The sequence below is a fragment of the Caballeronia cordobensis genome (genome assembly GCF_001544575.2).
GTDB classification, from domain to species: Bacteria; Pseudomonadota; Gammaproteobacteria; order Burkholderiales; family Burkholderiaceae; genus Caballeronia; species Caballeronia cordobensis.
In genome coordinates this window covers 23,421-49,608 of the sequence record NZ_FCNY02000020.1, presented here as the reverse complement: position 1 = coordinate 49,608, position 26,188 = coordinate 23,421, and the positions used below count along the sequence as shown (strand labels likewise).

General features: G+C 65.0%; 22 protein-coding genes and 2 pseudogenes. 7 read left to right on the top strand and 17 right to left on the bottom strand.

Annotated elements, in window-relative coordinates:
* Positions 1-4: 4 nt before the first annotated feature.
* Positions 5-250, top strand: a pseudogene (locus tag AWB70_RS39435) (DUF4279 domain-containing protein); the annotation flags it as partial.
* Here the strand turns inward: AWB70_RS39435 and AWB70_RS29650 are convergent.
* Entirely contained in the window at positions 151-1,230 is a 1,080-nt protein-coding gene (locus AWB70_RS29650; RefSeq protein WP_327350252.1) for a LysR family transcriptional regulator, read from the bottom strand. The pseudogene AWB70_RS39435 and the gene AWB70_RS29650 sit on opposite strands and share 100 nt — an antisense overlap.
* A 130-nt stretch (positions 1,231-1,360) precedes the next feature.
* On the opposite strand from AWB70_RS29650, the gene AWB70_RS29645 reads away from it, so the two are divergent.
* Positions 1,361-2,692 (top strand): NAD(P)/FAD-dependent oxidoreductase, encoded by a 1,332-nt coding sequence (locus tag AWB70_RS29645; protein ID WP_053570779.1) that lies wholly within the window; start codon positions 1,361-1,363, stop codon positions 2,690-2,692.
* A 7-nt stretch (positions 2,693-2,699) separates the two neighbouring features.
* Here the strand turns inward: AWB70_RS29645 and AWB70_RS29640 are convergent, their stop codons facing one another.
* Positions 2,700-2,927: a hypothetical protein gene (locus AWB70_RS29640; protein WP_045456344.1), complete on the bottom strand. Its 228-nt coding sequence runs from the start codon at positions 2,925-2,927 to the stop codon at positions 2,700-2,702.
* 328 nt (positions 2,928-3,255) lie between these two features.
* Between AWB70_RS29640 and AWB70_RS29635 the strand changes: the two genes are divergently transcribed.
* On the top strand, positions 3,256-4,791 hold the full coding sequence (locus AWB70_RS29635; protein WP_053570780.1) for a complex I subunit 4 family protein: 1,536 nt from the start codon (positions 3,256-3,258) through the stop codon (positions 4,789-4,791).
* Positions 4,792-4,804: 13 nt separating this feature from the next.
* On the opposite strand, the gene AWB70_RS29630 is transcribed toward AWB70_RS29635, so the two are convergent.
* The 3 genes from AWB70_RS29630 to AWB70_RS29620 all read right to left on the bottom strand — a co-directional run bounded on the left by AWB70_RS29630 (position 4,805) and on the right by AWB70_RS29620 (position 9,373).
* Positions 4,805-6,208 carry an ATP-binding protein gene (locus AWB70_RS29630; protein WP_053570717.1) on the bottom strand — a complete coding sequence of 468 codons (1,404 nt, stop codon included), beginning with the start codon at positions 6,206-6,208 and terminating at the stop codon, positions 4,805-4,807.
* Positions 6,205-7,866 (bottom strand): FAD-dependent oxidoreductase, encoded by a 1,662-nt coding sequence (locus AWB70_RS29625; RefSeq protein ID WP_014193725.1) that lies wholly within the window; start codon positions 7,864-7,866, stop codon positions 6,205-6,207. Before AWB70_RS29625 ends, AWB70_RS29630 begins: the two co-directional genes overlap by 4 nt.
* An 88-nt stretch (positions 7,867-7,954) precedes the next feature.
* Positions 7,955-9,373, bottom strand: coding sequence for an ATP-binding protein (locus tag AWB70_RS29620; protein WP_053570718.1), 1,419 nt, complete (start codon positions 9,371-9,373; stop codon positions 7,955-7,957).
* A gap of 263 nt (positions 9,374-9,636) precedes the next feature.
* On the opposite strand from AWB70_RS29620, the gene AWB70_RS29615 reads away from it, so the two are divergent.
* On the top strand, positions 9,637-10,944 hold the full coding sequence (locus AWB70_RS29615; RefSeq protein ID WP_014193727.1) for a dicarboxylate/amino acid:cation symporter: 1,308 nt from the start codon (positions 9,637-9,639) through the stop codon (positions 10,942-10,944).
* A 12-nt stretch (positions 10,945-10,956) separates the two neighbouring features.
* Positions 10,957-11,901 carry an amino acid ABC transporter substrate-binding protein gene (locus tag AWB70_RS29610; RefSeq protein WP_053570719.1) on the top strand — a complete coding sequence of 315 codons (945 nt, stop codon included), beginning with the start codon at positions 10,957-10,959 and terminating at the stop codon, positions 11,899-11,901.
* Between the two features lie 18 nt (positions 11,902-11,919).
* Here AWB70_RS29610 and AWB70_RS29605 read toward each other — a convergent pair whose 3' ends face one another.
* The 7 genes from AWB70_RS29605 to AWB70_RS29575 form a co-directional block, all read right to left on the bottom strand.
* Positions 11,920-13,584 carry a response regulator gene (locus tag AWB70_RS29605; protein WP_053570720.1) on the bottom strand — a complete coding sequence of 555 codons (1,665 nt, stop codon included), beginning with the start codon at positions 13,582-13,584 and terminating at the stop codon, positions 11,920-11,922.
* A gap of 122 nt (positions 13,585-13,706) precedes the next feature.
* Positions 13,707-15,146 (bottom strand): sensor domain-containing diguanylate cyclase, encoded by a 1,440-nt coding sequence (locus tag AWB70_RS29600; RefSeq protein ID WP_045458864.1) that lies wholly within the window; start codon positions 15,144-15,146, stop codon positions 13,707-13,709.
* Between the two features lie 208 nt (positions 15,147-15,354).
* The gene (locus tag AWB70_RS29595; RefSeq protein WP_053570721.1) at positions 15,355-15,852 is read right to left on the bottom strand and encodes a cytochrome P460 family protein; all 498 of its coding nucleotides are present in this window, start codon (positions 15,850-15,852) and stop codon (positions 15,355-15,357) included.
* 27 nt (positions 15,853-15,879) lie between these two features.
* A complete protein-coding gene (locus AWB70_RS29590; protein ID WP_053570722.1) occupies positions 15,880-16,917 on the bottom strand; it encodes an alpha/beta fold hydrolase in 1,038 nt (345 codons plus the stop codon).
* 139 nt (positions 16,918-17,056) lie between these two features.
* The gene (locus tag AWB70_RS29585; RefSeq protein ID WP_053570723.1) at positions 17,057-18,196 is read right to left on the bottom strand and encodes an acyl-CoA dehydrogenase family protein; all 1,140 of its coding nucleotides are present in this window, start codon (positions 18,194-18,196) and stop codon (positions 17,057-17,059) included.
* A 10-nt stretch (positions 18,197-18,206) separates the two neighbouring features.
* A complete protein-coding gene (locus tag AWB70_RS29580; RefSeq protein ID WP_053570724.1) occupies positions 18,207-19,397 on the bottom strand; it encodes an acyl-CoA dehydrogenase family protein in 1,191 nt (396 codons plus the stop codon).
* Positions 19,398-19,409: 12 nt separating this feature from the next.
* The gene (locus tag AWB70_RS29575; RefSeq protein WP_053570725.1) at positions 19,410-21,536 is read right to left on the bottom strand and encodes a 3-hydroxyacyl-CoA dehydrogenase NAD-binding domain-containing protein; all 2,127 of its coding nucleotides are present in this window, start codon (positions 21,534-21,536) and stop codon (positions 19,410-19,412) included.
* Between the two features lie 124 nt (positions 21,537-21,660).
* On the opposite strand from AWB70_RS29575, the gene AWB70_RS29570 reads away from it, so the two are divergent.
* On the top strand, positions 21,661-22,584 hold the full coding sequence (locus tag AWB70_RS29570) for a LysR family transcriptional regulator (RefSeq protein WP_053570726.1): 924 nt from the start codon (positions 21,661-21,663) through the stop codon (positions 22,582-22,584).
* A gap of 4 nt (positions 22,585-22,588) precedes the next feature.
* Here the strand turns inward: AWB70_RS29570 and AWB70_RS39430 are convergent.
* From AWB70_RS39430 to AWB70_RS29560, 3 genes and pseudogenes are all read right to left on the bottom strand, one after another.
* Positions 22,589-22,732: pseudogene (locus AWB70_RS39430) on the bottom strand (putative type II toxin-antitoxin system PemK/MazF family toxin); the annotation flags it as partial.
* A 12-nt stretch (positions 22,733-22,744) separates the two neighbouring features.
* The gene (locus AWB70_RS29565) at positions 22,745-22,978 is read right to left on the bottom strand and encodes a type II toxin-antitoxin system CcdA family antitoxin (protein ID WP_053570727.1); all 234 of its coding nucleotides are present in this window, start codon (positions 22,976-22,978) and stop codon (positions 22,745-22,747) included.
* A gap of 58 nt (positions 22,979-23,036) precedes the next feature.
* Positions 23,037-23,948 (bottom strand): DMT family transporter, encoded by a 912-nt coding sequence (locus AWB70_RS29560; protein WP_235024384.1) that lies wholly within the window; start codon positions 23,946-23,948, stop codon positions 23,037-23,039.
* 87 nt (positions 23,949-24,035) lie between these two features.
* On the opposite strand from AWB70_RS29560, the gene AWB70_RS29555 reads away from it, so the two are divergent.
* Entirely contained in the window at positions 24,036-24,905 is an 870-nt protein-coding gene (locus tag AWB70_RS29555; RefSeq protein ID WP_014193738.1) for a LysR family transcriptional regulator, read from the top strand.
* On the opposite strand, the gene AWB70_RS29550 is transcribed toward AWB70_RS29555, so the two are convergent.
* Both AWB70_RS29550 and AWB70_RS29545 read right to left on the bottom strand, forming a co-directional pair.
* Entirely contained in the window at positions 24,897-25,862 is a 966-nt protein-coding gene (locus AWB70_RS29550) for an FkbO/Hyg5 family chorismatase (protein ID WP_053570728.1), read from the bottom strand. The two genes, AWB70_RS29555 and AWB70_RS29550, sit on opposite strands and share 9 nt — an antisense overlap.
* Positions 25,859-26,143 (bottom strand): YlcI/YnfO family protein, encoded by a 285-nt coding sequence (locus AWB70_RS29545; protein WP_053570729.1) that lies wholly within the window; start codon positions 26,141-26,143, stop codon positions 25,859-25,861. Before AWB70_RS29545 ends, AWB70_RS29550 begins: the two co-directional genes overlap by 4 nt.
* Between the last annotated feature and the right edge of the window lie 45 nt (positions 26,144-26,188).

The following is a 26,188-nucleotide window of genomic DNA, read 5'->3' as shown; positions in this document are numbered from 1 at the left end:
TGCGGTGATTCCTCAGGTGTGGACCCGATATTTTCAGCATGACCCGGATATCGCAGTCGCGAAAGGAGACGCAATCAACGATCCGACGGGAGAAGGGCGAGATTTGCGGCGTCGCACTGGCGTCTGGGGCATTAGCAGCAAAGGAAAAGTTCAGAGCGACTTACTGGAGCCACACCTGCGTTCTTTGATTGAGCGCCTTCGACTTCCGCGTGCCGATCTCCGCGAGGTGATCGAGCAGCAGGGAGGCATCGTTCGCTTCTTCTGCTTCTGGGTCAACGAGTCCGGCGATCGCGTCCCCGATATCCCCGACGACATCCGCACGATGATGGAAGCAACCCCCGCCCCCGCCTGCACCAAAAACTCCCGAAACGCACTCGCCACCTGCGGCAGCCTCCGCTCCGACATATGCACGACATGCCATGACCGTTCGATCGGCGTCGATGGCACACGGAGCGTCGCGAGCAGCCCCGCCTGCATCTCGAGCGCGCACGCGTGCAGCGAAAGGAACGCCACGCCCAGCCCCGCCTCGACGAGTTGCTTGATCGCCTCGTTGCTCGATAGCTCCGACGCCGCGTGCAGTTTCAATCCCGCTTCCTTGAACAAGCCCTCGATCGCGACGCGCGTGCCCGACCCTCGCTCCCTGACGAGCAGGTTCGCCGCTTCGACATCGGTCAGCGAGACGCGCTTCGCGCGCATGAGCGGATGCGACGGCGCAGCCACGAACGCCATCGGATGCTTCGCGAACGCGGCGGCGCTCGTGCGCAACTCGCGCGGCTGGCGTCCCATGATCGCGAGATCGATCTCGTTGGTCGCGAGCATGCGCACGATGTCGTCGCGATTGCCGATGCGAAACTGCAGCTTCACACCCGGCCTCTCCTTCGTGAAGCGCACGAGCAGCGGCGGCACGAGATATTCCGCCGTGGTGATCGCGCCGATGCGCAGCGTGCCGCCCAGTTCGCCGCGCAATGCCGCGACTTCTTCGCCCGCCTCGTTCCACAGGCTCAGGATCTCGTTCGCGTAACGCGCCATGACTTCGCCGGCCGCCGTCAGTTGAATCTCGCGTCCCACACGGCGCAGGAGCGGCGTGCCCGCCGCCTCGCCCAGAAGCGAAATCTGCAGCGACACCGCCGGCTGCGTCAGATGCAATTCCTCGGCCGCGCCCGAGATGCTGCCCACGCGCGCAACCGTCTGCAAGGTGCGCAACTGGCGGAAGGTCGTCGTGTTTAACATTAGTAAAAACTTATGAGTCGGCGATAAATACTAAATAGCGCAAATGTTTTCGCGACCTTATATTTTTTCTCACGAGGTCGTCAAGCAGGGCCGAGGCGACACGCAGCATCCAATCGAAGGGAGAATCACGATGTTGAATCCTTACGCACGACATCAGGTCGATACGCCGCACCGCATCGTCATCGTGGGCGGCGGGGCCGCCGGGCTCGAACTCGCGACGCGGCTCGGCAATGGTCCGGGCAAGCGGCGCCGGGCCGAAGTGATCCTCATCGACCGCTTTCCCACGCACTTCTGGAAGCCGCTCCTGCACGAAGTGGCGTCAGGCCAGATCGACGCGGCCAGCCATCAGATCGACTACGCCGCGCACGCGAAATGGAACCACTTCCGCTTCGAACAGGGCGCGCTGTCGGGTATCGATCGCGGCCGCCGCGAGATCGTCATCGGCGAGACGACCGATATCGACGGCCGTCCGCTCCTGCCGCGCCGGACGCTCGCCTTCGATACGCTCGTGCTCGCGCTCGGCAGCGTCACCAATTTCTTTTCGATTCCGGGCGCGAACGAGCATGCGCTGACGCTCGAAACCGTGGATCAGGCGGAGACCTTCAGGCGGCGTCTGCTGTCGAGCCTGCTGCGTTCGGGCCATGACGCCGTCAAGGCGCCCGTCGCGGTGACGGTGATCGGCGGCGGCGCGACCGGCGTCGAACTGGCCGCCGCGCTGCGTGGGTCCGCCGAAATGCTGCGCGACTATCACCTCGCATCGCTCGACCCGTCCAGCGATATCCAGATCCGCCTGCTCGAAGGCGCGCCGCGCGTGCTGCCCGCGCTGCCCGAGCGCATCTCGACGCGCGCCAGGGACGTGCTGACAGAGCTCGGCGTCGAGGTCCGGCTCGGCTGCCGCGTGCAATCGGTGGCGGCGAACGCCGTCGTCACGTCGGAAGGCGAAGCGCTGGCGAGCGATATCACCATCTGGGCCGCCGGCGTGGAAGGGCCGCCCGTGCTGCGCACGCTCGAAGGGCTGCCGCTCAACCGGCTCGGACAGGTGATCGTCGATGGACAATTGCAGGTCGGCCCCGATTCGGGCATCTACGCGATGGGCGATTGCGCCGCGTGCGCCGCATCGAAAGGCGACGCGCTCGTGCCGCCGCGCGCGCAGGCCGCGTGTCAGCAGGCGGTCTATCTCGCCGATGCCCTCACGCGGCGTCTCGACGGCCGCGCCGTGCAGGACTTCTCGTATCGCGATCAGGGCACGCTCATTTCGTTCGGACGCGCCGGCGCGGCGGGCGCGCTGATGAGCGAATTGCTGCGCCGGCCGCTTTTCATCGACGGATGGTTCGCCGCGTCGTGCTACCGGCACCTGTATCGCCGGCACATCATGGGGCTCACGGGCGTCAAGCGGGCGGCGATGTACGCGGCGAGCCAATGGCTGCGCGACCGCGTGCGCCCCACCGTCAAGCTGAACTGACCGCGCTTCAGACCCGCGCGCGGCCCGATACGAGACATTGCGACCGGGCCGCGTCGCGCTGGCTGCTCGCGGCGGCGTGATCGAAACCCTTCGCGAGCGCGTCGAATTCGACCTGCGCGGCGCGCTCGGTGCACGCCGCCGCGGTCACGTCGCTGGCGCGGGCGTGAAGCATCGCGCGATCGGCGACGAGGTAAGCGACGAGCGCAAAAACGGCGGCCTTGAATAGTGTTCGCATGCGTGTCTCCTTGCGTTCTAGGCTAAGGGCCACGCGGCGCGAGGCAAATCAGGGCAAGCCCGGAGCGAACGAACGGTTTTAAATCACACAAGGCTTTCGCGGACCGAAGACCGGTAAGAAAGTCAACTTCGCCGGACACAATGAATTTGATACGCCGCAACGTCCCAAAAACTTTTCTTTTGAGTTATTCTCGTTAACCCCTAGGCCGCACCCGGCATTAACACCCGCGCAGCCGTCCTGCCTTTCAATCCACTGTCATTCGCGCCATTCCAGCGAGCATGCGCATTCGCGTGCTGGCCGCGCTTTGCTTTCGATTTCGACCGAACTCATGCATCTGCCGTCAGTCCTCAGCTTTCTCATCTGGATTCCCGTGGTTTCAGGCATCTTCGTGCTGACGCTCAGCCCATCGGCCAAGCTCGCGCGCGCGGCCGCCCTCTTCGGCGCGGTCCTCGGCGCGCTGCCGCTCGTGCCGCTCGTCGCCCACTTCGACGCCGCCTCGGGCGCGATGCAGTTCGTCGAGCGCATCGAATGGCTGCCGCAGTTCGGCATCGCGTATCACCTCGGCGTCGATGGGATTTCGCTGTGGTTCACCGTGCTGACCGCGGTGACGACGCTCATCGTCTTCGCCGCGTCGTGGCAGTCGGTCACGAAGCAGGTCGGGCAGTACTACGGCGCGTTTCTGGTGCTCTCGGGCTGCATGCAAGGCGTGTTCGCCTCGCTCGACGGCATGCTGTTCTTCGTGTTCTTCGAGGCGTCGCTGATTCCGCTGTATCTGCTCATCGGCACCTGGGGCGGCGGCGAGCGGCGCGTCTACGCGGCCATCCGCTACTTCTTTTTCTCGCTGCTCGGCTCGCTCGCGATGCTCGCCGCGCTGATCTATCTGTGGTCGCAGGCGCATACCTTCGACATCGGCGCATGGCGTCATCTGCAACTCGGCTTCGCGGCGCAGATCGCGATCTTCGTCTGCTTCCTCGCCGCGTTCTCGGTGAAGGTGCCGATGTGGCCGGTCCACACCTGGCTGCCCGACGTCAACGCGGAAGGCCCGACCGGCGCGGCGGTGCTGCTCGGCATGCTGAAAATCGGCGGCTACGGCCTGCTGCGCTACGTGCTGCCGATCGTGCCCGACGCCGCGCATTTCTTCGCCCCGGCGATGATCGCGCTGTCGCTCGTCGCGGTCGTCTACGGCAGCCTCGTCGCGCTCGCGCAGACGGACATGCGCAAGCTGCTCGCGTATTCGGCGGTCGCGCACATGGGCCTCGTGACGCTCGGCCTCTTCACCTTCGACCGCATGGGCACCGAGGGCGCGGTCGTGCAGATGCTGTCGTACGGCATCGTCTCGGGCGCGATGCTGCTGTGCACGGGCGTGCTGGTCGAGCGCACGAACGACGGTTCGATCGATGCTTACGGCGGCGTCGCGAACACCATGCCGCGCTTCGCCGTCTACGCGATGCTGTTCGCGATGGCCAATGTCGGCCTGCCGGGCACGTCGGGTTTCGTCGGCGAGTTTCTGGTGCTGATGGGCGCGATCCGCGTGAACTTCTGGATCGGCGCGGCGGCTGCGTCGTCGCTCATCCTGAGCGCGGCGTATACGTTGTGGATGGTCAAGCGCGTGATCTTCGGCGCGGTGAAGAACGAGCGTGTGGCGAGGTTGCGCGATCTCGGCAAGCGCGAGTTTGCGCTCTTCGGCGCGATGGCCGTTCTGGTGCTCGCCATCGGCGTGCATCCGAAGACCTTCACGGACGCAATGGGCCCCTCGGTCGAAAGCCTGCTTTCGGCGGCGCAAGGCTCGTCATTGCCTGCGGATGACAACGCGCCGTCCTACGACGCCCATCACGTAACAGTCTCGGAACGCACGCCGGGCTGACGCGCTGACGCGTTCAGCGCGCCGTCGCGTGCCGGTGCACGAGCGGCAGGCGCACCTGAAACGTCGTGCCGCCCTCGCCCGCCACGACGTTGAGCCGTCCGTCGTGGCGCAGCACGACCGTCCGGTACGCGATATGCAGCCCGAGGCCGTTACCCTTGCCCGGCGGCTTCGTGGTGAAGAACGGCTCGAAAAGGCGCGGCAGAATATCGGCGGGAATGCCGTGGCCCGTGTCCGAAATCTCGATCACCGCGCAATTGCCTTCCTGATGCGAGCGGATCGTCAGCTCGCCGCTTTCGTCCATCGCGTCGATGGCGTTGTCGATCAGATTGGTCCACACCTGATTCATCTCGCTGCCATATACCGGCACGGGCGGCAGCGCGCGATCGTAGTCCCGCGTCACGAGCACACCATGCTTCAGGCGATGCTGCATGATCGTCAACGTGTCCTCGATGCCGCTGTGGATATCGACTTCCTGCAGCGGCGCCTGATCCATGTAGGAATACGACTTCATCGCCTTCACGATCTCGGAGATGCGCCCCGCGCCGAGCCAGGTCTGTTCCGAGAGAAAGCGCATCTCCAGGGTCGCCGCGAGCCAGCGCACGCCCGCGCCGAATTGCTCGCGGCTCGCGCGCTCCGCCACCAGCGCGAATTCGTCCGGCGCGAAACCCGCCGCCACGAGCCGCGGCGCGATGAGCCAGGGCTTCTCGAACCCATGCGATGAAAGCCACTGCGCGAAATGGTCTTCCGCTTCGCTCTGGCGCAACGCGCCCTGCGGCGTGGCGTCGATGACGGGCGGCGGGCGGCTCGCCCACGCATCGAGCGTGGTCATGATCTCGGCGGGGATCGCGCAAAGGACGAGCGCGCGCGTCGCCCGATGCAGGCTGTCGAGCGCATCGCGCATGCCGTCCGCCGCGCGCGACACGGCCGCCGCCGGATTGTTCAGCTCGTGCGCGAGGCCCGCCGACAAGCGCCCGAGCGCGGCCAGCTTTTCGCCGCTGAGAATGAACATGTCGTAGGCGCTGATGCGGCCGTACATCGAGCGGAAAACCTGCTTGCCGAAGGACTCGCATTCGCTCAGCAGCGTGCGCACCACGCTCTCGGTCAGCGAGACGAGATAGCAGTCCGTATTCGCGGTGAAGGTCAGCGGCAAGGGCATGCCCGCGAGCAGCGAAGCCTCGGCGACCGAGACCGGCGCGGGGCGCGTGTCGTCGATCACCTGACGGTTCCCGACGCATTTCTCCGTCAGCAGTTCGCCTTCGAGCAGGATGTAGTGATGCGTCACCGTCTGCCCTTCGCGCATCAGGATGTCGCCCTTCTTCAGCCAGTGCTCGCTCAGATTCGCGCGCAGCCAGAGCTTGCGCTCCGCGGACAATCCCGCGAAGAGCGGCATCTCGAAGAGCATCGATGGATCGCTCATGGATTCGCGAGATATTGATGAATGAAATGCACCGCGATCGAACCCTCGCCGACCGCCGCCGCGACGCGCTTGACCGAATCGGCGCGCACGTCGCCCGCAGCGAAGACGCCGGGCACGCTGGTTTCGAGCAGGAACGGATCGCGGCCGGGCTGCCAGCCCGCGGGCACGCGCCCGCCTTTCACGAGCGCGCGGCCCGTCAGCAGAAAGCCATGCTCGTCGCGCTCGACCACGCCGCGCAGCCATTCCGTGCAAGGCGCCGCGCCGATGAACACAAAAAGCCCGCTCGCCTGCACGGTTTCCGAACGCCCGGTCTGCAGGTCGCGCAGCGTGATGTCCGCGAGATGGCCGTCGCCGCTCACGCTTTCGACTTCCGTATGCGGCCGCACGCGGATGTTCTCCGTTTCGTGAATCTGCTCGACGAGGTAATGCGACATGCCCGCGGAGAGCGACGATCCGCGGCACAGGATCGTGACCGAGCGCGCGTACTTCGACAGAAACATCGCGCCCTGCCCGGCCGAGTTCGCGCCGCCCACGATGAAAAGGTCCTGATTCGAGCACGCGACCGCCTCGACCAGCGCCGCGCCGTAATACACGCCCGCGCCGGTGAGTTCGTGCATGCCGCGCGCTTCCAGCTTGCGATACGACACGCCGCTCGCGACCATCAGCGCGAGACAGCTCACCTCCGAGCCATCCGAGAGCTTGACGAACTTGTACGGCGGCTCGATGCGCAGTCCCACCGCGTGCTGCGTCAGGATCATCTCGGCGCCGAAGCGCCGCGCCTGCGCGAGCGCGCGCCTCGACAGGTCCGCGCCGCTCACGCCGGACGGGAAGCCGAGATAGTTGTCGATATGCGAGCTCGTGCCGGCCTGCCCGCCGGGCGCATCGCATTCGATGATCGCGACGTGCAGCCCTTCCGATGCGCCGTACACGGCCGCGGCCAGCCCCGCCGGCCCGCCGCCGACGATGACGAGATCGTAGAACGGCGTCGTCGAGCGCGTGTGCAGCCCGACTTTCTCGGCAATCTGCGCGATCGTCGGACGGCTTTGCACGGTGCCGTCCTCGAACACGACGACGGGCAAATGACGCTGCCCCGGCGCGAGCGCGTTCAGCAGCGGATCGGCCTCGCCGTGACGCTCCACGTCGAGCCAACGGAACGGAATGTGATTGCGCGCCATGAAATCGCGCAGTTGATGCCCCTGCGGCGACCAGCGGTGATCGAGAATGCGGATGCCCTGAAAGTCCGATCGCAAGGACGCGCGCCAGTCGGCGAGCAGATCGTCGAGCGCGGGATAGAAGTTCTGCTCGGGCGGATGCCAGGGCTTGAGCAGATATTGATCGAGATGCACCGTGTTGATCGCGCGGATGGCGGCATCGGTATCGGCGTAAGCGGTCAGCAGCACGCGCTTGGCCTCGGGAAACAGCTCGATGGCCTGTTCGAGGAACTCGATGCCGCTCATCTTCGGCATGCGCTGATCCGCGATGAAAAGCGCCACGGAACGATTCTGCAGGCGCAAATGCTGCGCCGCCTCCAGCGCCGCCGGCCCCGAATCCATGCGCACGATCTGATAGTGCTCGCCGTAGGCCACCTGAAGATCGCGCGCGACCGCGCCGGCCACGATCGGGTCGTCGTCCACAGCGAGGATCACGGGCTTGTCCATGACGGTTCCTGCGCCCTGCCTGCGGCGCGGCATGCGTTGCAGACATTGTAGGCGCTATGAGGCCGAGGTTTCAGGCAGCTTGCACGCTTCACAGAACAGGGCCCGTGAGCCGCTCGCCTGCCTGCTCGCCCTGCCCGCCCGCGAGCGGCAGCGCGACGCGAAAGACCGTCCCGCGCGCATCCGATCGCACGCCGATCGTCCCGCCGTGCCGGTTCACCACGATGCGGTACGCGATATGCAGGCCAAGCCCGAGGCTCGGGCCCTGCGCATGGAGCGCGTACTTCGACGTGTAGAACGGCTCGAACACGTGATCGAGCGCATCGGGCGGAATGCCCGGTCCGTCGTCGGCGATTTCGACGATGGCGTCGCCGCCGTCGCGCCGCGTGCGTATGTCGATGCGGCCCTGCCCGTTCATCGCCTCGATCGCGTTCTCGACGATGCTCGTCCACACCTGATTCAGTTCGCTGCCATGGGCCGGAAGGCGCGGAAGACTGCGATCGTAATCGCGCGTGACGACGATGCCGCGCCTCGTCTCGTGCGTCATCACCATGAGCGTGTTGTCGATGGCGTCGTGAAGATCGATGTCCTGTTGCGGGCCCTGATCCATGAACGAATACGACTTCATCGCCGCGACGATGTCGAAGATGCGTTGCGCGCCGTGCGCCGCGTCATCGACGACTGCGCGCAGATCCCGCACGCGCGCGCTCCATGCAATCGCCGCTTCGAACTGGCCGGGGCTCAGCGTACTGGCGAACGGCGCGAGATCGTCGGGCGTGACGTGATGCGCCGCGAGCACCGGCGCGATGCGCCACGGCGTCGCGACGCGACGGGCGGCGAGCCAGTCGGCAAGACGCGCTTCGCAATCGCTTTGCTGAAACGGGGACTGCACGCCCGTGCGCCCGAGTGCCCCCAGCCCATCGAGCGTTTCCTTCGATACTGCGTGCCGCCCGAGCGCGAGCGCCGCGCCTTCGAGCGCATCCAGCTCGCGGCGCAGATAGTCGAGTCCGCTCGTCAATGCCGATGCCGGATTGTTCAGCTCGTGCGCGAGTCCCGCCGCCAGCTTGCCGAGTCCGGCGAGACGGCTGCGATTGAGCGCCGCCGTTTCGAGCGCGGTGAGCCAGTCGCTCATCACGCGCGCGACGGCCTGACTGAACGAGCCACAGGAAATGAACAGCTCGCGAAACGCGGCGTCCGGCAGCAGCGCGAGCCGGCATTCGCAGCTTGCCGTGAGCGTCACCGGATACGGTATCGAGGCCATCACGCAAGGCGTGCCGAACGCTTCGGGCGCGACGTAACGTTCGACATCGAGCGCGCCGCCGGCCTCGCGCGTGGCGTGCACCTCGCCGTCGAGAAGAATCGTGAGGCAGGCGGCCATCTCGCCTTCGCGCAGGAACACGGCGCCCGCCGCGACGGTGAACTCGGTCATGCGTTCGCTCAGCCATTCCAGCCGGTCGCGCGAAAGATCGGCGAAGATACGGAGACGGGCGAGTCGGTCGAGTTCGATCATGGTTCCACGGACCTGCGCATGCGAATCGCAACCGCGGCATTGAACGAATCGCTTCATTCGGGCGCGCGGCACGAGCCTGTCGATTCAGTTTAGGCAATCCGTGAGGGCCGAATCTCGGCAAAGACTCTGCAAAGATCGAAGAGCGCGGCTAACATTTAACCGCTAACATTAAATAGTTCAAGCACGCACGCCGTCCCGCATCGCCCGTTCCATCCGAAATTTGAAGTGCAATCGTTCGATATGCAGTCAATGGAGGCCTGGACATGAACAAGAAGAATTCCGCTGCCATCTGGATTCTGGTCGCGATGGTCATCGGCATCGGCGTGGGTTACATGATCTTCACGAGTTTTCCCGACAAGAAGAGCGCCACCGAGATCGCGGGCTACATCTCGCTCGTGTCGGACATCTTTCTGCGCCTCATCAAGATGCTGATCGGGCCGCTCGTGTTTTCCACGCTGGTCGTCGGCATTGCGCACATGGGCGACGCGGCCTCGGTCGGACGCGTGTTCGCCAAGGCGCTGGGCTGGTTCGTCACCGCCTCGCTCATTTCGCTGTTGCTCGGGCTGGTGATGTCGAATCTGCTCAAGCCCGGCGACAACCTCGGTCTGCCGCTGCCGGATATCGGCGCGTCGGCGAATCTCGCGACATCGAAGTTCACGCTGAAGGACTTCGTCAGCCACATGGTGCCGCGCTCGTTCGCCGAAGCGATGGCCAACAACGAAATCCTGCAGATCGTCGTGTTCTCGATGTTCTTCGGCGTCGCGCTCGCCGCGCTCGGCGACAAGGGCAAGGTGCTGCTCGCCGCGATCGATCAGCTTTCGCACGTCATGCTCAAGATCACCGGCTACGTGATGAAGCTCGCGCCGCTCGCCGTGTTCGCCGCGATGGCCGCGACCGTCGCGGTCAACGGCCTGACGATCCTGCTCAAGTTCGCCGTGTTCATGGCCGATTTCTATCTCAGCCTGTTCCTGCTGTGGGGGCTGCTCGTGCTCGCGGGCTTCGTCTTCCTCAAGCGGCGCGTGTTCAGGTTGCTTTCGCTCATCAAGGAAGCGTTCATGCTGTCGTTCGCGACCGCGAGTTCCGAAGCCGCGTATCCGAAGATACTCGACGCGCTCGACCGCTTCGGCGTGAAGCGCAAGATTTCCAGCTTCGTGATGCCGATGGGCTATTCCTTCAATCTCGACGGCTCGATGATGTACTGCACCTTCGCGACGCTGTTCATCGCGCAGGCGTACAACATTCATCTGCCGTTCAGCACGCAGCTCACGATGCTGCTGATCCTGATGCTGACGTCGAAGGGCATGGCCGGCGTGCCGCGCGCGTCTCTGGTCGTGATCGCCGCCACGCTGAATCACTTCAACATTCCCGAGGCGGGTCTGCTGCTGATTCTCGGCGTCGACACGTTCCTCGACATGGGCCGTTCCGCAACCAACGCAGTCGGCAATTCGATCGCGAGCGCGGTGGTCGCGAAGTGGGAAGGCGAGTTGCTGTCGGAATCGGACGCGGCGGCCAATGCGGCGCGCATCGAGGCCGAACAGGAAGCCTCGCTCGCTCATCCGGCGCAAGTCTGACGGAGGCGAACCATGAAGACGCAGCGCTTCTGGGCGGCGCTGGCGATGGCGAGTCTCGTCGCCATCGCCGGCGGCGCGCGGGCCGAAGACACGCGCACGCCCGCCCCCGACAACGACGCCTACGCGCCCGCCACGCTGACCGGCACGCTGGCGAAGGCGCGCGACACGGGCACGATCGCGATCGGTTATCGCGATGCGTCCGTGCCCTTCTCTTATCTCGATGCGCGCGGGCAACCGATCGGCTATTCGATCGAGCTATGCAAGGCGCTCGTCGCCGCGATCGGCAACGCGATCCATAAGACCCTGAACATTCAATGGGTGCCGGTCACGCCGGAAACGCGCATCGACGCCGTTGCCGATGGCCGCATCGATCTGGAATGCGGTTCGACCACGAGCAATCTCGAACGGCAGAAGCGCGTGGCGTTCTCGCCGATCATCTTCGTGGCGGGCACCAAGGTCATGGTCAAGAAAGGCTCGCCGATCCGCTCGTTCCGCGATCTCGCGGGCAAGCGCGTCGCGGTGACGGCGGGCACGACCAACGAGAAAGCCTTGCGCGACATCGACAGGAAGTTCGGGCTCGGCATCGTCCTGCAGGTCGTGCCGGATCATGCGGAAGGCTTCGCGCGCGTGGCGAACGGTCAGGCCGATGCGTTCGCCACGGACGACGTGCTGCTGTACGGCCTCATCGCCGAGAACGCGGCCAAAGGCGGGGCGTATCAGGTGATCGGCGATTATCTCTCGTACGACCCGTACGGCATCATGTTCCGCAAGAACGACCCGCAACTCGCGCAGGTGGTCAGGGACACGTTCCAGACGCTCGCCGCCGATGGCGAAATCGAGCGGCAGTACAAGCGCTGGTTCCTGCAACGCCTGCCGTCGGGAAAGAGCCTCGACATGCCGATGAGCGCGCAGCTCGAAAGCATCATCCAGACGATGGCGGGGGGCGAGTCGCAATAAGCGCAGCGAAGCGCCCCGTCAGCGCTGCACGAGCTGACGCACGCGCGCGGCCAGCGTTTCGATCGCGAACGGCTTGGTGAGCACCTGCATGCCGGGTTCGAGCCGCCCGTGGCCGATCACCGAATTCTCGGCGTAACCGGTGATGAAGAGCACCTTCAGATCGGGACGCGTCTGCCGCGCCGCATCGGCCATCTGGCGGCCGTTCATGCCGCCCGGCAAACCGACGTCGCTGATCAGCAGATCGATGCGCACGTTCGATTGCAGCAGCTTCAGCCCGGCGACGCTGTCGGCGGCTTCGATCACCGCGTAGCCGGCTTCTTCGAGCACATCGGTGATCAGCATGCGCACGCTCGGTTCATCGTCGACGATCAGCACGGTCTCGCCAGCCTCGGCGGTCGAGATGGGCGATGCGGCGTGATCGGCGGCTTCGGCATCGGCGTCGCCGTAGAAGCGCGGCAAGTAGATGCACACGGTCGTGCCCTGCCCGACTTCCGAATAGATGCGCACCTGGCCGCCGGACTGCTTCGCGAAGCCGTAGATCATCGAGAGGCCGAGGCCGGTGCCCATGCCGATCGGCTTGGTCGTGAAGAACGGATCGAACGCCTTCGCGATGACATCGCGCGTCATGCCGGTGCCGGTATCGGTCACGCACAGCGACAGGAACTGGCCTTCGGGCATGTCGTGGCTCTGCGCCGCGCGCCGGTCGATCCATTTGTTCGCCGTCTCGATCGTGATGCGCCCGCCGTCGGGCATCGCGTCGCGCGCGTTGATGCACAGATTCAGCAGCGCGTTTTCAAGCTGGCCCGAATCGACGAGCGCGGGCCACAAGCCCGCCGCGCCGACCGCCTCGACCTTGATACCGGGGCCGACCGTGCGCTGGATCAGATCGGTCATGCCGTTGACGAGCCGGTTGACGTCGGTGGGGCGCGGATCGAGCGTCTGACGGCGCGAGAACGCGAGCAGCCGGTGCGTCAATCCCGCCGCGCGACGCACCGCGCCTTGCGCGGCGACGACGTATTTATCGACATCGGCGATGCGGCCCTGACTCAATCGAATGCTCAGCAATTGCAGCGAGCCCGACACGCCCGCCAGCAGATTGTTGAAGTCGTGCGCGAGGCCGCCCGTGAGCTGGCCGACCGCTTCCATCTTCTGCGACTGCCGCAACTGCTCTTCGGCGCGCATCAGTTCCGCGGTGCGCTCGGCGACGCGCTGCTCCAGCGTTTCATTGAGCGCGCGCAGCGAGGCCGCCGCGCGATCGCGTTCCTCTTCCGCCTTTCTGCGCCCCGAGATATCGCGAAAGAGCACGGCCACCTGCCGCAACTCGGGCGGATCGACGCGCGACGCCGACACTTCGATATGCCGTCCCGCCGTCAGAAAGTAGCGCTCGAAACGCGCGGGCACGCCGGTGCGCAGGACGGTGCCATAGAGATCGATCCAGCGGTCGGCGTCGGTCGGATCGACCTCGCGCAAAGTCTTGCCGACGATATCGCGAATGCCCGTATGCCGCTCGTAGCCCGAATTGGCTTCGATGTGCGCGTAATCGCTGAGCGGTCCGTGCGGGCCGTCGAAGAATTCGATGATGCAGAAGCCCTCGTCGATCGCGTTGAAGAGCGCGCGGTAGCGGGCGAGCGCATAGGCGCGAGCGGCGTCGGCGTCGGTGCGGGAATCGGATGCGTCGTTCATCGGGACGTTCTTGTTGAGCGCATGGCATGGCGCGGCGACGAGAGCTTACGTCAAAGCTACCACACGGTCACGCAACAAGAATGTTTTCACTAAACGCCTAACTTTCGTCCACCCGCGCGTCGTCAGGCCGGTCCCGAACGCATCACGCGGTTGCGTCCGGAGGCCTTCGCATCGTAGAGCGCTTCGTCGGCGGCGCGGATGAGCGCGCTCACGTCGTCGTCGTGCTCGGGCCGCCAGCTTGCGAGGCCGATGCTCGCCGTCACGCGGCCGAACTCGCTGCCCGCATGCTCGATCGAAAGATCGCTGATGGCCGCGCGAATTTTCTCCGCGATGCACGCCGCGCCCTCGGCCGGCGTGTCGGGCAACACGACGACGAACTCCTCGCCGCCATAGCGCGCGGCGGTGTCGGCGGGCCGCCGGATGTTGTCGCCGATGCAGCGCGCGACGGCCGCGAGCGCATCGTCGCCCGCCTGATGGCCGTAGGCATCGTTGAAGGCCTTGAAGCGGTCGATATCGACGAAGAGCAGCGAGAAGAGACTGCGCGTGCGGCGCGCGCGACGCCATTCCTGATCGAGAATCTCGCCGAGCGTGCGGCGGTTGTGAAGGCCGGTCAGGCCATCGGTGCGCGCGAGCAGTTGCAGTTCGGACTCCGCGCGCATGCGCCGCCTGAACTGCGCGGCGAGCACGAACGACAGCGCGATGAAGCCGATCGCGAGCACACCCATCGACGAGCCGATGATGATCGCGCGCCGATGCCACGCCGCATAGATATCCTCTTCGCCCTCCGCGACCATGATGATGAGCGGCAGCGTCGGAAAATTGCGGAAGTAGTAGAGACGCCGCCTGCCGTCCAGCGACGATTTCTCGCCGAAGCTCCCTTGCTCGGCCGTGCGAAAGCGCTTGAATGTGTCCGCGTGACTGATGTCGCGGCCGATCACGTTCACATCGAAGGGCTGCCGCATGATCATGAGGCCGTCCTGTCCGATCAGCGACACGGCGCCATGCGGCCCGAGCGAGAGGCCCGCGAACAGATTGCGGAAGTATTCGAGGTTGACGGCGATCATCGCGATGCCGGCGAACGAACCGTCGGGGTTCGACAGCCTGCGGCTGAGCGCGATGCTGGGCGCCCCGCCGCGCAGGCGCGATGTGTACGGGCTGCTGATGAAAAGCCCGGTGTCCGGATGATCGCGCTGCACCGTGAAGTAGCGGCGATCCGAGAAGTCGCCGGCTCTCGGCGTGAGACTGCCGGAGTCGATGACGATCTTGCCGCTCGCATCGAGCACGAGGATCGATCCCAGATCGCGGGCAGTCGCGGCGCGGTCGAACAGCACGTCGTTGCGCAGGCGTGGCGGCAAGGCCATGACATCGGGCCGCTGCACGCCTTCGACGACGGCCTGAAGAGACAGTTCGTACAGTTCGAAATTGCGCTCGATGTCGCGCTCGGCGAGCAGCGCCAGATTGCGCGAGGTATCGCGCGCGCGGTCGAATGCATCGACTCTGCCCTGATACAGCACCAGCGCACAGAGCGACACCATCGCGAGCGCGATGACGGTGCCGCACATCACGATGACATTCGGCGCGGACAGCCGCCGGCGCGGCGGCGGCGCCTGCGCGATGAGACTCGGGTCGGATAGATTTTCGGTGGCCACTATTTGGAGATCCCGGATCATGGCTCGCACAAAGATCTTTGCTCTGCATGGTCCTTAGGCGAGCCCGGCCGCTATTCTCCCCTATTTGTCCGAAACGGGTGCAAAGTGGCGCAACCGCCGGTCACGGCGCGAAGCGCGTGAACACGTAATCGCGATCCTTCACCCGCGTCGCGTGACAGGCGAAACACGTCTGATGTTGCGCGATATCGGCGGGCTGTCCGTTCACGAAGCGCCCGAAACCCCAGCCGCCCGTCGATGCATAACGGCGCGAGTCCTTCACCATCACCTGTACGGTCGTGGGCTGGCCGGGCACGGTCGCGGGCGCGAAGTCGGGCGACTGCTTGCGCTTGTACGCGAGCTTCACGAGGATGGTGCCGTCGGGATACGGCTGCGTGGACTTTTCGATCGCCGCGACCGCGACAGGATTGCCGAGCACGACGCGCAGTTCATCGAGCGGCGCGGCTTCTTCGGCGGGCGCGATGAGTTCCCACTTGCGGTATCCCTCGGGAATGGTGACGCCGTATATCGGCGAGGCCGCCGGTTTCGACGGCTCCGCGAGCGCATGATGCGCAATGGGCGAGATGATCAACGACAGGCAAACGAGGGTCTTTCGCAGCATTGCGTGCGGCTCCTTTTCTTATTGGCTTCAAAAGCGTGCGACATCGATGATCGCATCGGCAAACGCGCGCGGCGCTTCCTGCGGCAAGTCATGCCCGACGCCGCCGCCGATGTTCCGATGCTGATACTTGCCCGTGAACTTCTTCGCATACGCAGAAGGCTCGGGATGCGGCGCGCCGTTGGCATCGCCTTCCATGGTGATGGTCGGCACGGCGATCGCCGGCGCGGTGGCGAGGCGCGCTTCGAGCGCATCGAAGCGCGGCTCGCCCTGTGCGAGGCCCAGGCGCCAGCGATAGTTGTGAACCACGATGGCGACGTGATCCGGATTGTCGAACGAGGCGGCCGAACGGTCGAAGGTCGCATCGTCGAAATGCCATTGCGGCGAGGCGAGACGCCAGATCAGCTTGTTGAACTCGTAGCGATTCGCATCATAGCCCGCGCGGCCGCGTTCTGTCGCAAAGTAGAACTGATACCACCACTGAAGCTCGGCCTTCGGCGGCAGCGGCGCGGCGCCCGCCTTCTGATTGCCGATGAGATAGCCGCTCACCGACACCATCGCCTTGCAGCGCTGCGGCCACAACGCCGCGATGATATTGACCGTGCGCGCGCCCCAGTCGAAGCCGCCGAGAATCGCCGACTCGATCTTCAGCGCATCCATGAATTCGATGATGTCGCTCGCGATCGCCGCCTGCTGACCGTTGCGCGGCGTATCGGCGGAAAGGATGCGCGTCGGCCCATAGCCGCGCAGATAAGGAACGAGCACGCGATAACCCTCTGCGACGAGCATCGGCGTGACTTCGGCGAAGCTGTGAATGTCATACGGCCAGCCGTGCACGAGGATGACCACGGGCCCGTTCTGCGGCCCGGCTTCCGCATAACCGATGCGCAGCGTCGGCGTCTCGACATGGCGGAGATGCGTGAACGCGGCGGGCAGCGCGGATGCGCTCTGCGGCGTAACGCTTTGCTGCGCCTTCGCGAGTCCGCTCAAACCGAGTTCGAGCATGCCGATGCCGGCAACGGTCGTGCCCAGCAATCGGCGGCGGCGGGTATTGATCTGATCCGGCATGGTGTATCCCCTTGTTATGCGATGTTGGCTTGGGGATATTTGAACCGGTGGACGTATCCGGCATATGTCGGATGCGCGCGCGGCTGAATCGCAATGTATCGCCGCGCGGCCTGGATACATTGCGATACAAAACGCCGCTTCAGCCTGGCGAAGCCCTTCCAAGCTCGATATAGCGCGCAAGATGATGATCTTCGTCACCAAGCTGATGATCGATCATCACGAGGCGCTTGGCATAGTGAGAAAGCGCCAGCTCCCACGTCATGCCGATACCGCCGTGCAACTGGATCGACTCTTCCGCAACGCGCGCGCCGATGCGCCCGACCGAATACTTCGCCGCCGACAACGCACGCTCGCGCGCGACACCCGTTTCACCGACCGCCGCCGCCGCATTGATCGCGGCCGAGCGCGCCTGCTCGATGTCGATCAGCACATCGGCCATACGATGTTGCAGCGCCTGAAACGCGCCGATCGGCATGCCGAACTGCTTTCGCGTGCGCAGATAGTCGAGCGTGTGTTCCTTCGCGACATCCATCGCGCCCACCGCTTCCGATGCCAGCGCGACGAGGCCGTAACCCACCGCATGTTCGAGCGTCGCGTGGCCGTCTTCCGCGTTGCCGAGGAGCGCATCGGCATCGAGCGCGACGTCGTCGAGCGAGATCTCCGCCGCGCGCCCGCCATCGATCTTCCGATAGCCGCGCACGCTCACGCCGCGATGCTCACGCGGCACGACGAAAAGCGCGATGCCCGCCTCGTCGAAATCGCCACCGGACGTGCGCGCCGACACGAGCAACACGTCCGCATGCTCGCCCTGCTGCACGACGCCCTTCGCGCCCTTCAGCACCCATCCGTCGCCGTGCCGCGTTGCGCGCGTCGTCACGCGTGAAAGCTCGTAGTGCGAGCCGGGTTCGTCGTGCGCGAACGCGGCTATCGTGCCGCCGCCGATCATCTGCGCGACGATCTCGCGCTGCGCGTCATTGCCCGCATGCGCGAGTGCGCGCCCGACGATCAGCGCATCGAGAAACGGCTCGACGACGAGCCCGCGCCCGAGCGCCTCGAACACGACGGACACATCGAAACCATCGCCGCCGAACCCGCCCGCGGTTTCATCGAAGAACGCGCCAACGATGCCAAGCTCGCAAAAGCGCTGCCACATAGCGCGGCTGAAGCCTTCTTCCGAACGCGCAATGCGGTCGCGCGTTTCGAACCCGTATTGCTCGACGATGAAGCGGTTCAGCGAATCCGCGAGCATCCGCCGGTCTTCGGTATGCTGGAAATTCATCGCGAATCCTTTAGAGTCCGAGCATCATCTTCGCGACGATGTTCTTCTGAATTTCATTCGAGCCGCCGAAGATCGACAGCTTGCGATTGTTGAAGTAGTGCGCGGCCGCCGTATATGTTTCGGCATCCGTATCATCTTCGATATCTTCTTCGTAGAATGGCTGCGCATACGGCCCCATCGCGCGGCGCATCAGCGATGAAATCTCCTGGCGAATTTCCGTGCCGCGAATCTTGAGCATCGAGCTTTCCGCGCCCGGCGCGCCGCCGCCCGCGACCGCCGCGAGCACGCGCAGATTCGTCGTCTTCATGTTCTCCAGATCGATCTCCACACGCGCGAGCCGCGCGGCGAACAAAGGGTCGTCGATGAGCGCGCGGCCATTGCCTTGCAGCCGGTGCGCCGCCGCTTTCAGACGGCGCAGCGCCGCGACCGAAAAGCCCACGCCCGCGATATTCGTGCGCTCGTAGGTCAGCAGATACTTCGCATACGTCCAACCCTTGTTCTCCTCGCCGACGAGATTCTCAGCCGGCACGCGCACATCGGTGAAGAACACTTCGTTGATTTCGTGCTCGCCATCCAGCATGACGATGGGGCGCACTTCCACGCCCGGCGAATTCATGTCGATGAGAAGAAAGCTGATGCCTTCCTGCTTGCGCGCGTCCTGCGACGTGCGCACGAGGCAGAAGATCATGTTGGCGTAGTGCGCGAGCGTGGTCCACGTCTTCTGCCCGTTGACGATGTAGTGCTCGCCACGATCGTCGATACCCCGCACGGCCGACGTGCGCACCGAGGCCAGATCCGAGCCCGCGCCCGGCTCCGAATAACCCTGACACCACCAGTCGGAGCCATCGAGAATGCGCGGCAGCCAGTGGCGTTTCTGCGCTTCGCTGCCGTATTTGATCAGCACCGGCCCGAGCATGTTCACGCCGAAGGGCACGATGCGCGGCGCGCCCGCGATCGCGCATTCGTTATCGAAGATGAACCTTTGCACCGCGGTCCAGCCGGGGCCGCCGTACTCCGTCGGCCAGTGATTCGCGAGCCAGCCTCGGGCGTTGAGAATGGCGTGCCATTGCGCCATGTCGTCGCGCGTGATGCACTTGCCGGTATGCACTTTCTGCGCGGTGCGCTCGGGCAATTCGGTGCGCAAAAATTCGAGCACGTCGGCGCGAAACGCCTCTTCCTCTGCGGTGAATTTCAGGTCCATGACTGCTGATCCTCATGAAGAGCGATTCAGGCTCGCGAAATTCTCGCCGCGCGCGACGAGATCGACGATCAACGGCGACGCGCGCCAGAACAACGGGTCTTCCTTCGCGAATGCGCGGATATCGTCGAGCACGTTCGCGAGGCCGATGCTGTCCGCATAGTGCATCGGACCGCCGCGATGGCGCGGAAAGCCGAAGCCGTGCACCAGTGTCGCATCGACGTCGAGCGGACGTTGCGCGATGCCTTCGTGCACGATGTTCGCGCCTTCGTTGATCATCGCGGCCATGTAGCGGCGCACGATTTCATCGTCGCGGAACGTGCGCGGCGTCACGCCCGCACACGCGCGCTCGGCGTCGATGATCGCCTCGACTTCCGCGTCCGGCTTGCCGCTGCGCGCACCGCTTTCATAGCGATAGTAACCGCGTCCCGACTTCTGGCCGAACCAGCCGCGCTCGCACAGTTCATCGCCGATACGCACATAGCGCGCGTTCGGATCGCGCGTGGCGGCGCGGCGCTTTCTCGCAGCCCAGCCGATATCGCCGCCCGCGAGATCGATGACCTGATACGGGCCCATCGGAAAGCCGAAGTCGCGCACGGCCGCGTCGATCTGGTAGGGCGAAGCGCCGTCTTCCATCAGATGATCCGCCGCCGCGCGATACACCGCGAGCATGCGATTGCCGATGAAGCCATCGCACACGCCCGCGCGCACCGCTACTTTCCTGAGCTTCTTCGCCAGCTCGAAGCCGGTCGCGACGACATCGGCGGCGACGCGCTTCGGCACGACCACTTCGAGCAGCTTCATGATGTTCGCCGGCGAAAAGAAGTGCAGCCCGAGCACGTCTTGCGGCCGTGAGATGCTCGCCGCAATCTCGTCGATGTCGAGATAGGACGTGTTGGTCGCGAGCACCGCGCCCGGTTTGCACACGCGATCCAGTTCGGCGAACACGGCCTGCTTCACGGCCATGTCTTCGAAGACGGCCTCGATCACGAGATCGGCGTCGGCGAGCGCATCGTAATGCGTCGCGCCGTTCAGGCGCTGCAGCGCGCGCGTCTTCGTTTCGGGCGTGATGCGCTCTTTCGCGATCAGCGCGTCGTACACCTTTTCGACGTGCGCGCGGCCGCGTTCGAGCGAGGCATCGTCGCGTTCGATCATCGTCACGGCGAGGCCCGCGTCGAGCAGCGCGACGGCGATGCCCGCGCCCATGGTGCCGCCACCGACGACGCCCACCGCGCGAATCTCGCGCGCTTTCGCATCGCGCGTTTCCGGCGACTTCTGCGTCTCGCGCTCCGCGAAGAACGCATGCACGAGCCCCGCGCGCTGCGGGCTTTCTCGGCATTCGAGGAATCGTTCGCGCTCGAAGCGCAGGCCTTCGTCGAAGGGAAGATTCAGCGCCGCTTCCACGCAATCGACGATTTTCAGCGGCGACAGCAGCCCGCGCGACTTCTTCTGCGTCTCCGCCCGCGCGGCGGCGATCGCGGCGACGCTCGCGGCCTCGTCCGCTAGACCGCGCGCGTTTTTCGTGCGGCGCGGCGCGGCCTGCGTCGCGATCAGTTCGTGCGCGTAGGCGAGCCCTTCGTTGAAGACGTCATCGCTCTGGCCGACACGATCGACGAGACCGAGACGCAGCGCTTCCCGCGCGCCGACGTGGCGGCCGCTCAGCATCAGCGACAACGCGGCCTGCGCGCCGATCAGACGCGCTGAGCGCTGCGTGCCGCCCGCGCCGGGCAAAAGGCCGAGTTGCACTTCCGGCAGACCGAGCTTCGCACCTTCGACGGCGATCCGGTAATGCGACGCCAGCGCGACTTCCAGCCCGCCGCCGAGCGCCGCGCCGTGAATCGCGGCGATGACCGGCTTGCCGCACGCTTCGATGCGGTTGCAGACGTCGGGCAGCGACGGCGGAATCGCCGGCTTGCCAAACTCGCGGATGTCCGCGCCCGCGATGAAACCGCGGCCCGCGCCCACGATCAGCACCGCGCGAGCGGACGGGTTCGCATCGGCGGCGTCGATGGCGTCGATGAGGCCGCGCCGCACGGCCGCGTTGATCGCGTTGACGGGCGCATGATCGATCGTCACGACGAGGACGCCGCCGCGCAATTCATGGTGGACGGCCGCGGTGTCGGGCGCGCTCGGAAGCGTCATGGAACGAGTCTCCTGATTCGATGTTCGAGGTTGGCGTTCGAACATTCTCGCGGGGACAGGCATCCTTGACAATTACAGCGGCCATTGACAGACTGTCAAGTCACTTTTGACAATCGAGCTTGCCGTGGATGTCAACGCACTCACGCTGCTGGTCGAGATTCTCGACGCCGGCAATCTGAGCGAAGCCGCGCGCCGCCTCAAGATGAGCCGCGCCAATGTCAGTTATCACCTGAATCAGCTCGAAAAATCCATCGGCCTGCAACTCGTGCGGCGGACGACGCGCCGAGTCGAGCCGACCGAAATCGGCCTCAAGCTGTATGAGCATGGTCTGTCGGTCCGCAACGCGCTGCTCGCGGCGCAGGAATCGGTTTCGACGCTCGGGCAACGCCTTCAGGGGCGCGTGCGCCTATCGGTGCCGAGCGGTTACGGGCAGCTTGTGATGTCGGAGTGGCTGATCGCGTTCAAGCGGGCGTATCCGGATATCGTGCTCGACGTGATGTTCGAGAATCGCGTCGAAGACCTGATGCGCGATGAAGTCGATATCGCCGTGCGCGTGATGCCCGAGCCGCCGCCGAGCCTCGTCGCGCGCGACATGGGGCCGGTGCGTTATGTCGCGTGCGCGTCGGCGGACTATGCGCGCGCGCACGGCATGCCGACGCGGCTCGAAGCATTGCGGGTCGCACCGGTGATCACCGCGTCGGTCGTCGGCAAGCAGACGCGCGTGGCCGCCTATCTCGGCGACGAACGTCACGAGGTCTTGCTGGAACCGAGCGTGATATCGGAGAACTTTCTTTTTCTGCGCGATGCGATTCTGGCGGGGCTGGGCGTCGGCATCGTGCCGGATTACGTCGTGCAGGAAGACATGCGGCGCGGCGAAGTGGTCACGGCGCTCGACGAATGGCGGCTCAGCATCTTCGGCACGCACATGTACATGCTGTATATGCCGAACCGGCATCACACGCGCGCGACGCTGGCGTTCATCGAATTCATGCTCGATCGGGCGCAGAAGGCGGGACGGGGGCGCGTTGCGCGGGCACCGTCGATGTGACAGATCAATAGGCGCCGCAGAGGCGATCTCTCGCGTCGGCGATCAGCGCGCGAAAGTCGGCAAGCGAGCCGATTCTTTTGCCAAGCACGTTTGCAGGAATGGCGGCCATTGCCGGTGTGTCCAGAAAGCAGTCTTGACTGTGAAGATCGCAACAGGGACATCAAAACGTCCGAAAATTCGCCAACGGGAGGCCTTCCCGCTCCACCATCGCCGTGTATGCTTTGACTAACTCGACGTTCTGTTCCGCCCACTCACTGGCGACTCTCTCCTGAACCTCTTCCCTCGACGTACGTTCGCTTGCACGTGAGGCGTTGACTTTCAGCTCCTTTGTACGTGCCTTCTCGGATTGGCTTGCTGACGTAAGCTTCGCGCGCGCGAGGAATACTTGAACCATGTGCAGCTCCTATGCGTATGAAGTCCGCCCGTAGCATCGCACATCGCCGCTTGCTCGATCACGCGGCCGGCCGCCGCTCCGCAACCCCTATCGCCACCGACATCACCGCGATGCCCGCAAGCTGAAGGCCGCTCAGGCGCTGATCGAAATACAGCCAGTCGATGACGATCGCCACCGCCGGATAGACGAACTGGAACACCGCGATACGCGCCGTATCCAGCCGCGCCATGCCGAGATACATCAGCGTGTACGCGAGCCCCGTGTGAATGACGCCGAGCCCCGCGAGCCAGATCCACGACACGCCCCACGCGGGCCATCCCTGCTCCATCGGCCAGACCCAGAGCGCGAGCGTGCCGACCGCGCATTGCCACCACGCCAGCGTCCCCGCGGGCATGCCGCGCAGCCGTTTGGCGATCAGCGTCACGCACGCCATGCACAGCGACCCGGCAATACACGCGACAACGCCGATCCAGTACCCTCCCGCGTCTTTCGATCCCTCCGCGGCGTGCCCGACGATGCCCGTCGCGAGCACCAGCCCGAACATCGCGACCGCGACGGCCGCGAAGCGCTGCGCGCCGATCGTCTCTTTCAGCAGCACGGATGCGAGCAGCAGCACCCACATCGGCTGCACATGAAACAGGACGATGGCGACGCCCGCCGAGATTCGCTCGACCGCACTGAAGAAGAGCGCCCAGCTCACCACCATCAGCATGCTGGCGGCCAGCACCCACGGGCCGGTGGTTCGCGTCAGGCGCAGGAAACGCGTCTGCCGCCGCACGATCACCCACGCGCTCATGCCGAGCAAGCCGAATGCGCAGCGGAACCACGTCGCGGTCAACGGATCGGCGTGGGCTTCGTGCAGGAAGACACCGATCGTGCCGAGCAGCGCGCAGCCGAGCAGAAACGGCCACGCGCCTGTCGTGCGCGACGGATGGCGCCATACCGCCTGAGAAGATGAGTTCGTATTCATGGACGCAGTGTGTCCCGCGCGCATCGAAACGAAAAGCGCATAATTCGAACGTCATCCATTCGATTTTCGAAAGCATCCGCGACAGCCATGAAACCCTACGATTTGCAGACCGACTGGCTCAAATGCTTCGTCGCGGTCGTCGACGCGGGTTCGCTCTCGAGCGCGGCCGGTGAAGTGCACCGCTCTCAATCGGCGGTGAGCATGCAGTTGAAGAAGCTGGAAAGCGCGCTGGGATTGCGGCTCATCGAACGCGGCGCGCGCACGCTCGAACTGACGCACGACGGCCAGACGCTGCTCGGCTATGCGCGCCGCATTCTCGATCTGCACGCCGAAGCCCACGTTGCGCTGCAAGGCGAGCAACTGACCGGACGCGTGCGGCTCGGCGTGCCCGACGACTACGCGGCGAAGTATCTGACGCCGGTACTCAGACGCTTCGCGCCACGCCACAGCGGCGTGGAAATCGAGCTGATCTGTGAGCAATCGACCACGCTGATTCCGCGCGTCGCGAATGGCGAGCTCGATATCGCGCTGATCTCACGCGATTCCCGCCGGCGCGGCACACTGCTCTTTCATGAGCCGATGGTCTGGGTCGGCGCGGCGCAATTCGAGCTGTGGCGGCGCGACCCGTTGCCGATCGCCGTCTACGAAAGCGCGAGCCTCGCGCGGCGCGGCGCGATCAATTCGCTCGCGCAGCAAGGCCGGCGCTACAAGGTCGTGTATAACAGTTCGAGCCTCGCCGGACAGATCGCGGCCGTCGAAAGCGGGCTCGCCATCGCGGCGCTCACGCAATGCAGCGCGCCCGAACATTTGCGGATTCTCGGCAGCGCCGAAGATCTCGGGCCGCTCGAACCGATGGAAGTGGCGGTGTATCGAAGCCGCGATTCACGCGGCTCGAAAGCGGTGGACAGCCTGCAAAGCCTGCTCGTGAAAACGCTCAGGCAAGCGGCTTCAGTCTGAGCGATGCCGGTATGACGCGATGCCTTCGACCTCGACGAGCAGATCGGCGCGGCAGATATCGACCTTCAGATAGCGGATGTCCGCATCGGGATGAAACGTGGCTTTCGCCAGTTGCATCACGGTGGCCAGATCCGCCGAATTCCGGTAATAGACCTTGATGTGATCGAGTTCGCGCAAGGTATAGCCTCGCGCCTGAAGATTGTCGGCGCCGATCAGATGCGCGACGTTCCCAATGGCGACGTCCCACTGCTTATGCAGATGTCCCGCGTGCATGGTCTCGTGACCGAGAATGCTGGCCGTGCCCGACACGAACAGCGTGTCGCCCAATTGCGTGCCGCGCGCGAAGCTCGGCGCTTTCGGGCCGTACCGCTGCGGATACTCATACGCGGGCGTCTGAAGCGAATTCTCGATGTGCCTGACCGCGCTCTCGCGACACGCCAGAAAATAGAAGGCGACGCCATCGCCCCATGTGCCGATGCCTGTCGCCGCCGGCATGCCCGACGCCGCCGCGTAGTCCTCTTCGAATGCGACGGCGCGTCCGCGGCAGAAATCGCGATACACCTCCAGTCCTTCGCGATTCTCTCCGTTGATGCGCGGAATGAAATTCCACATGCGGAAAATCTTCGGGAAGCGCAGGTCGCGCACGAGCGCGAACGCATCGCCATAGGCTTTGCGCGTGGCGTCGGTGTAGCGATCCGAAGACGGGATGAAGCCCGCGCAAAACAGGAACTCGTCGTTGTGGGCGAAGACGAGATCGTTGAAGGTTCCGCTGCGAACCGGCGCGGCGCCCTGCCAGATTTCGGCGAAGCCGTCGCGGGCGTCGTCGTACATGGCGAGGCGCAGCGTCGGCACGCCGCCCTCGATGACGGGCGGCCCGGCCGTGTCGCCGAACACGATGCGCGCGAGCACGCCACCGTCGCACGTTTCGTCGATACGGGCGAAGCGCGATGCGATCATGAAGCCTGTTCCGATTCGCCGGACGACGAATCGCCGAAGAGATCGGCGGTCGCGATGCGATCCTGCTGCAAGGCGGGCAAGGTGCCGCTGCGCACCTGTTCCAGCAACTCCGGCGGCAGCCAGGTCTCTTCCATTGCGCCGATGCCGTTCTCGATCATCTGCTGAAGAAAGAACGATTGCTTGCGTCCCGTCACTTCTGCCAGTAGTCGCAGCCGTTGCTCGAATTGTGGATCGACCCGTACCGCGACCACCTTCAATTTGTTTTCGGCGGTCCTTCTCACTGCATGCTCCTGTCACGTTCGTTGCGCGCCGCGAGGCTTGGCGCG

Bases quoted from the DNA above. Each gene is read 5' to 3' on its own strand.
- AWB70_RS29650 (WP_327350252.1), bottom strand. From the start codon at position 1,230: ATGTTAAACACGACGACCTTCCGCCAGTTGCGCACCTTGCAGACGGTT.
- AWB70_RS29645 (WP_053570779.1), top strand. From the start codon at position 1,361: ATGTTGAATCCTTACGCACGACATCAGGTCGATACGCCGCACCGCATC.
- AWB70_RS29640 (WP_045456344.1), bottom strand. From the start codon at position 2,927: ATGCGAACACTATTCAAGGCCGCCGTTTTTGCGCTCGTCGCTTACCTC.
- AWB70_RS29635 (WP_053570780.1), top strand. From the start codon at position 3,256: ATGCATCTGCCGTCAGTCCTCAGCTTTCTCATCTGGATTCCCGTGGTT.
- AWB70_RS29630 (WP_053570717.1), bottom strand. From the start codon at position 6,208: ATGAGCGATCCATCGATGCTCTTCGAGATGCCGCTCTTCGCGGGATTG.
- AWB70_RS29625 (WP_014193725.1), bottom strand. From the start codon at position 7,866: ATGGACAAGCCCGTGATCCTCGCTGTGGACGACGACCCGATCGTGGCC.
- AWB70_RS29620 (WP_053570718.1), bottom strand. From the start codon at position 9,373: ATGATCGAACTCGACCGACTCGCCCGTCTCCGTATCTTCGCCGATCTT.
- AWB70_RS29615 (WP_014193727.1), top strand. From the start codon at position 9,637: ATGAACAAGAAGAATTCCGCTGCCATCTGGATTCTGGTCGCGATGGTC.
- AWB70_RS29610 (WP_053570719.1), top strand. From the start codon at position 10,957: ATGAAGACGCAGCGCTTCTGGGCGGCGCTGGCGATGGCGAGTCTCGTC.
- AWB70_RS29605 (WP_053570720.1), bottom strand. From the start codon at position 13,584: ATGAACGACGCATCCGATTCCCGCACCGACGCCGACGCCGCTCGCGCC.
- AWB70_RS29600 (WP_045458864.1), bottom strand. From the start codon at position 15,146: ATGTGCGGCACCGTCATCGCGCTCGCGATGGTGTCGCTCTGTGCGCTG.
- AWB70_RS29595 (WP_053570721.1), bottom strand. From the start codon at position 15,852: ATGCTGCGAAAGACCCTCGTTTGCCTGTCGTTGATCATCTCGCCCATT.
- AWB70_RS29590 (WP_053570722.1), bottom strand. From the start codon at position 16,917: ATGCCGGATCAGATCAATACCCGCCGCCGCCGATTGCTGGGCACGACC.
- AWB70_RS29585 (WP_053570723.1), bottom strand. From the start codon at position 18,196: ATGAATTTCCAGCATACCGAAGACCGGCGGATGCTCGCGGATTCGCTG.
- AWB70_RS29580 (WP_053570724.1), bottom strand. From the start codon at position 19,397: ATGGACCTGAAATTCACCGCAGAGGAAGAGGCGTTTCGCGCCGACGTG.
- AWB70_RS29575 (WP_053570725.1), bottom strand. From the start codon at position 21,536: ATGACGCTTCCGAGCGCGCCCGACACCGCGGCCGTCCACCATGAATTG.
- AWB70_RS29565 (WP_053570727.1), bottom strand. From the start codon at position 22,978: ATGGTTCAAGTATTCCTCGCGCGCGCGAAGCTTACGTCAGCAAGCCAA.
- AWB70_RS29560 (WP_235024384.1), bottom strand. From the start codon at position 23,948: ATGAATACGAACTCATCTTCTCAGGCGGTATGGCGCCATCCGTCGCGC.
- AWB70_RS29555 (WP_014193738.1), top strand. From the start codon at position 24,036: ATGAAACCCTACGATTTGCAGACCGACTGGCTCAAATGCTTCGTCGCG.
- AWB70_RS29550 (WP_053570728.1), bottom strand. From the start codon at position 25,862: ATGATCGCATCGCGCTTCGCCCGTATCGACGAAACGTGCGACGGTGGC.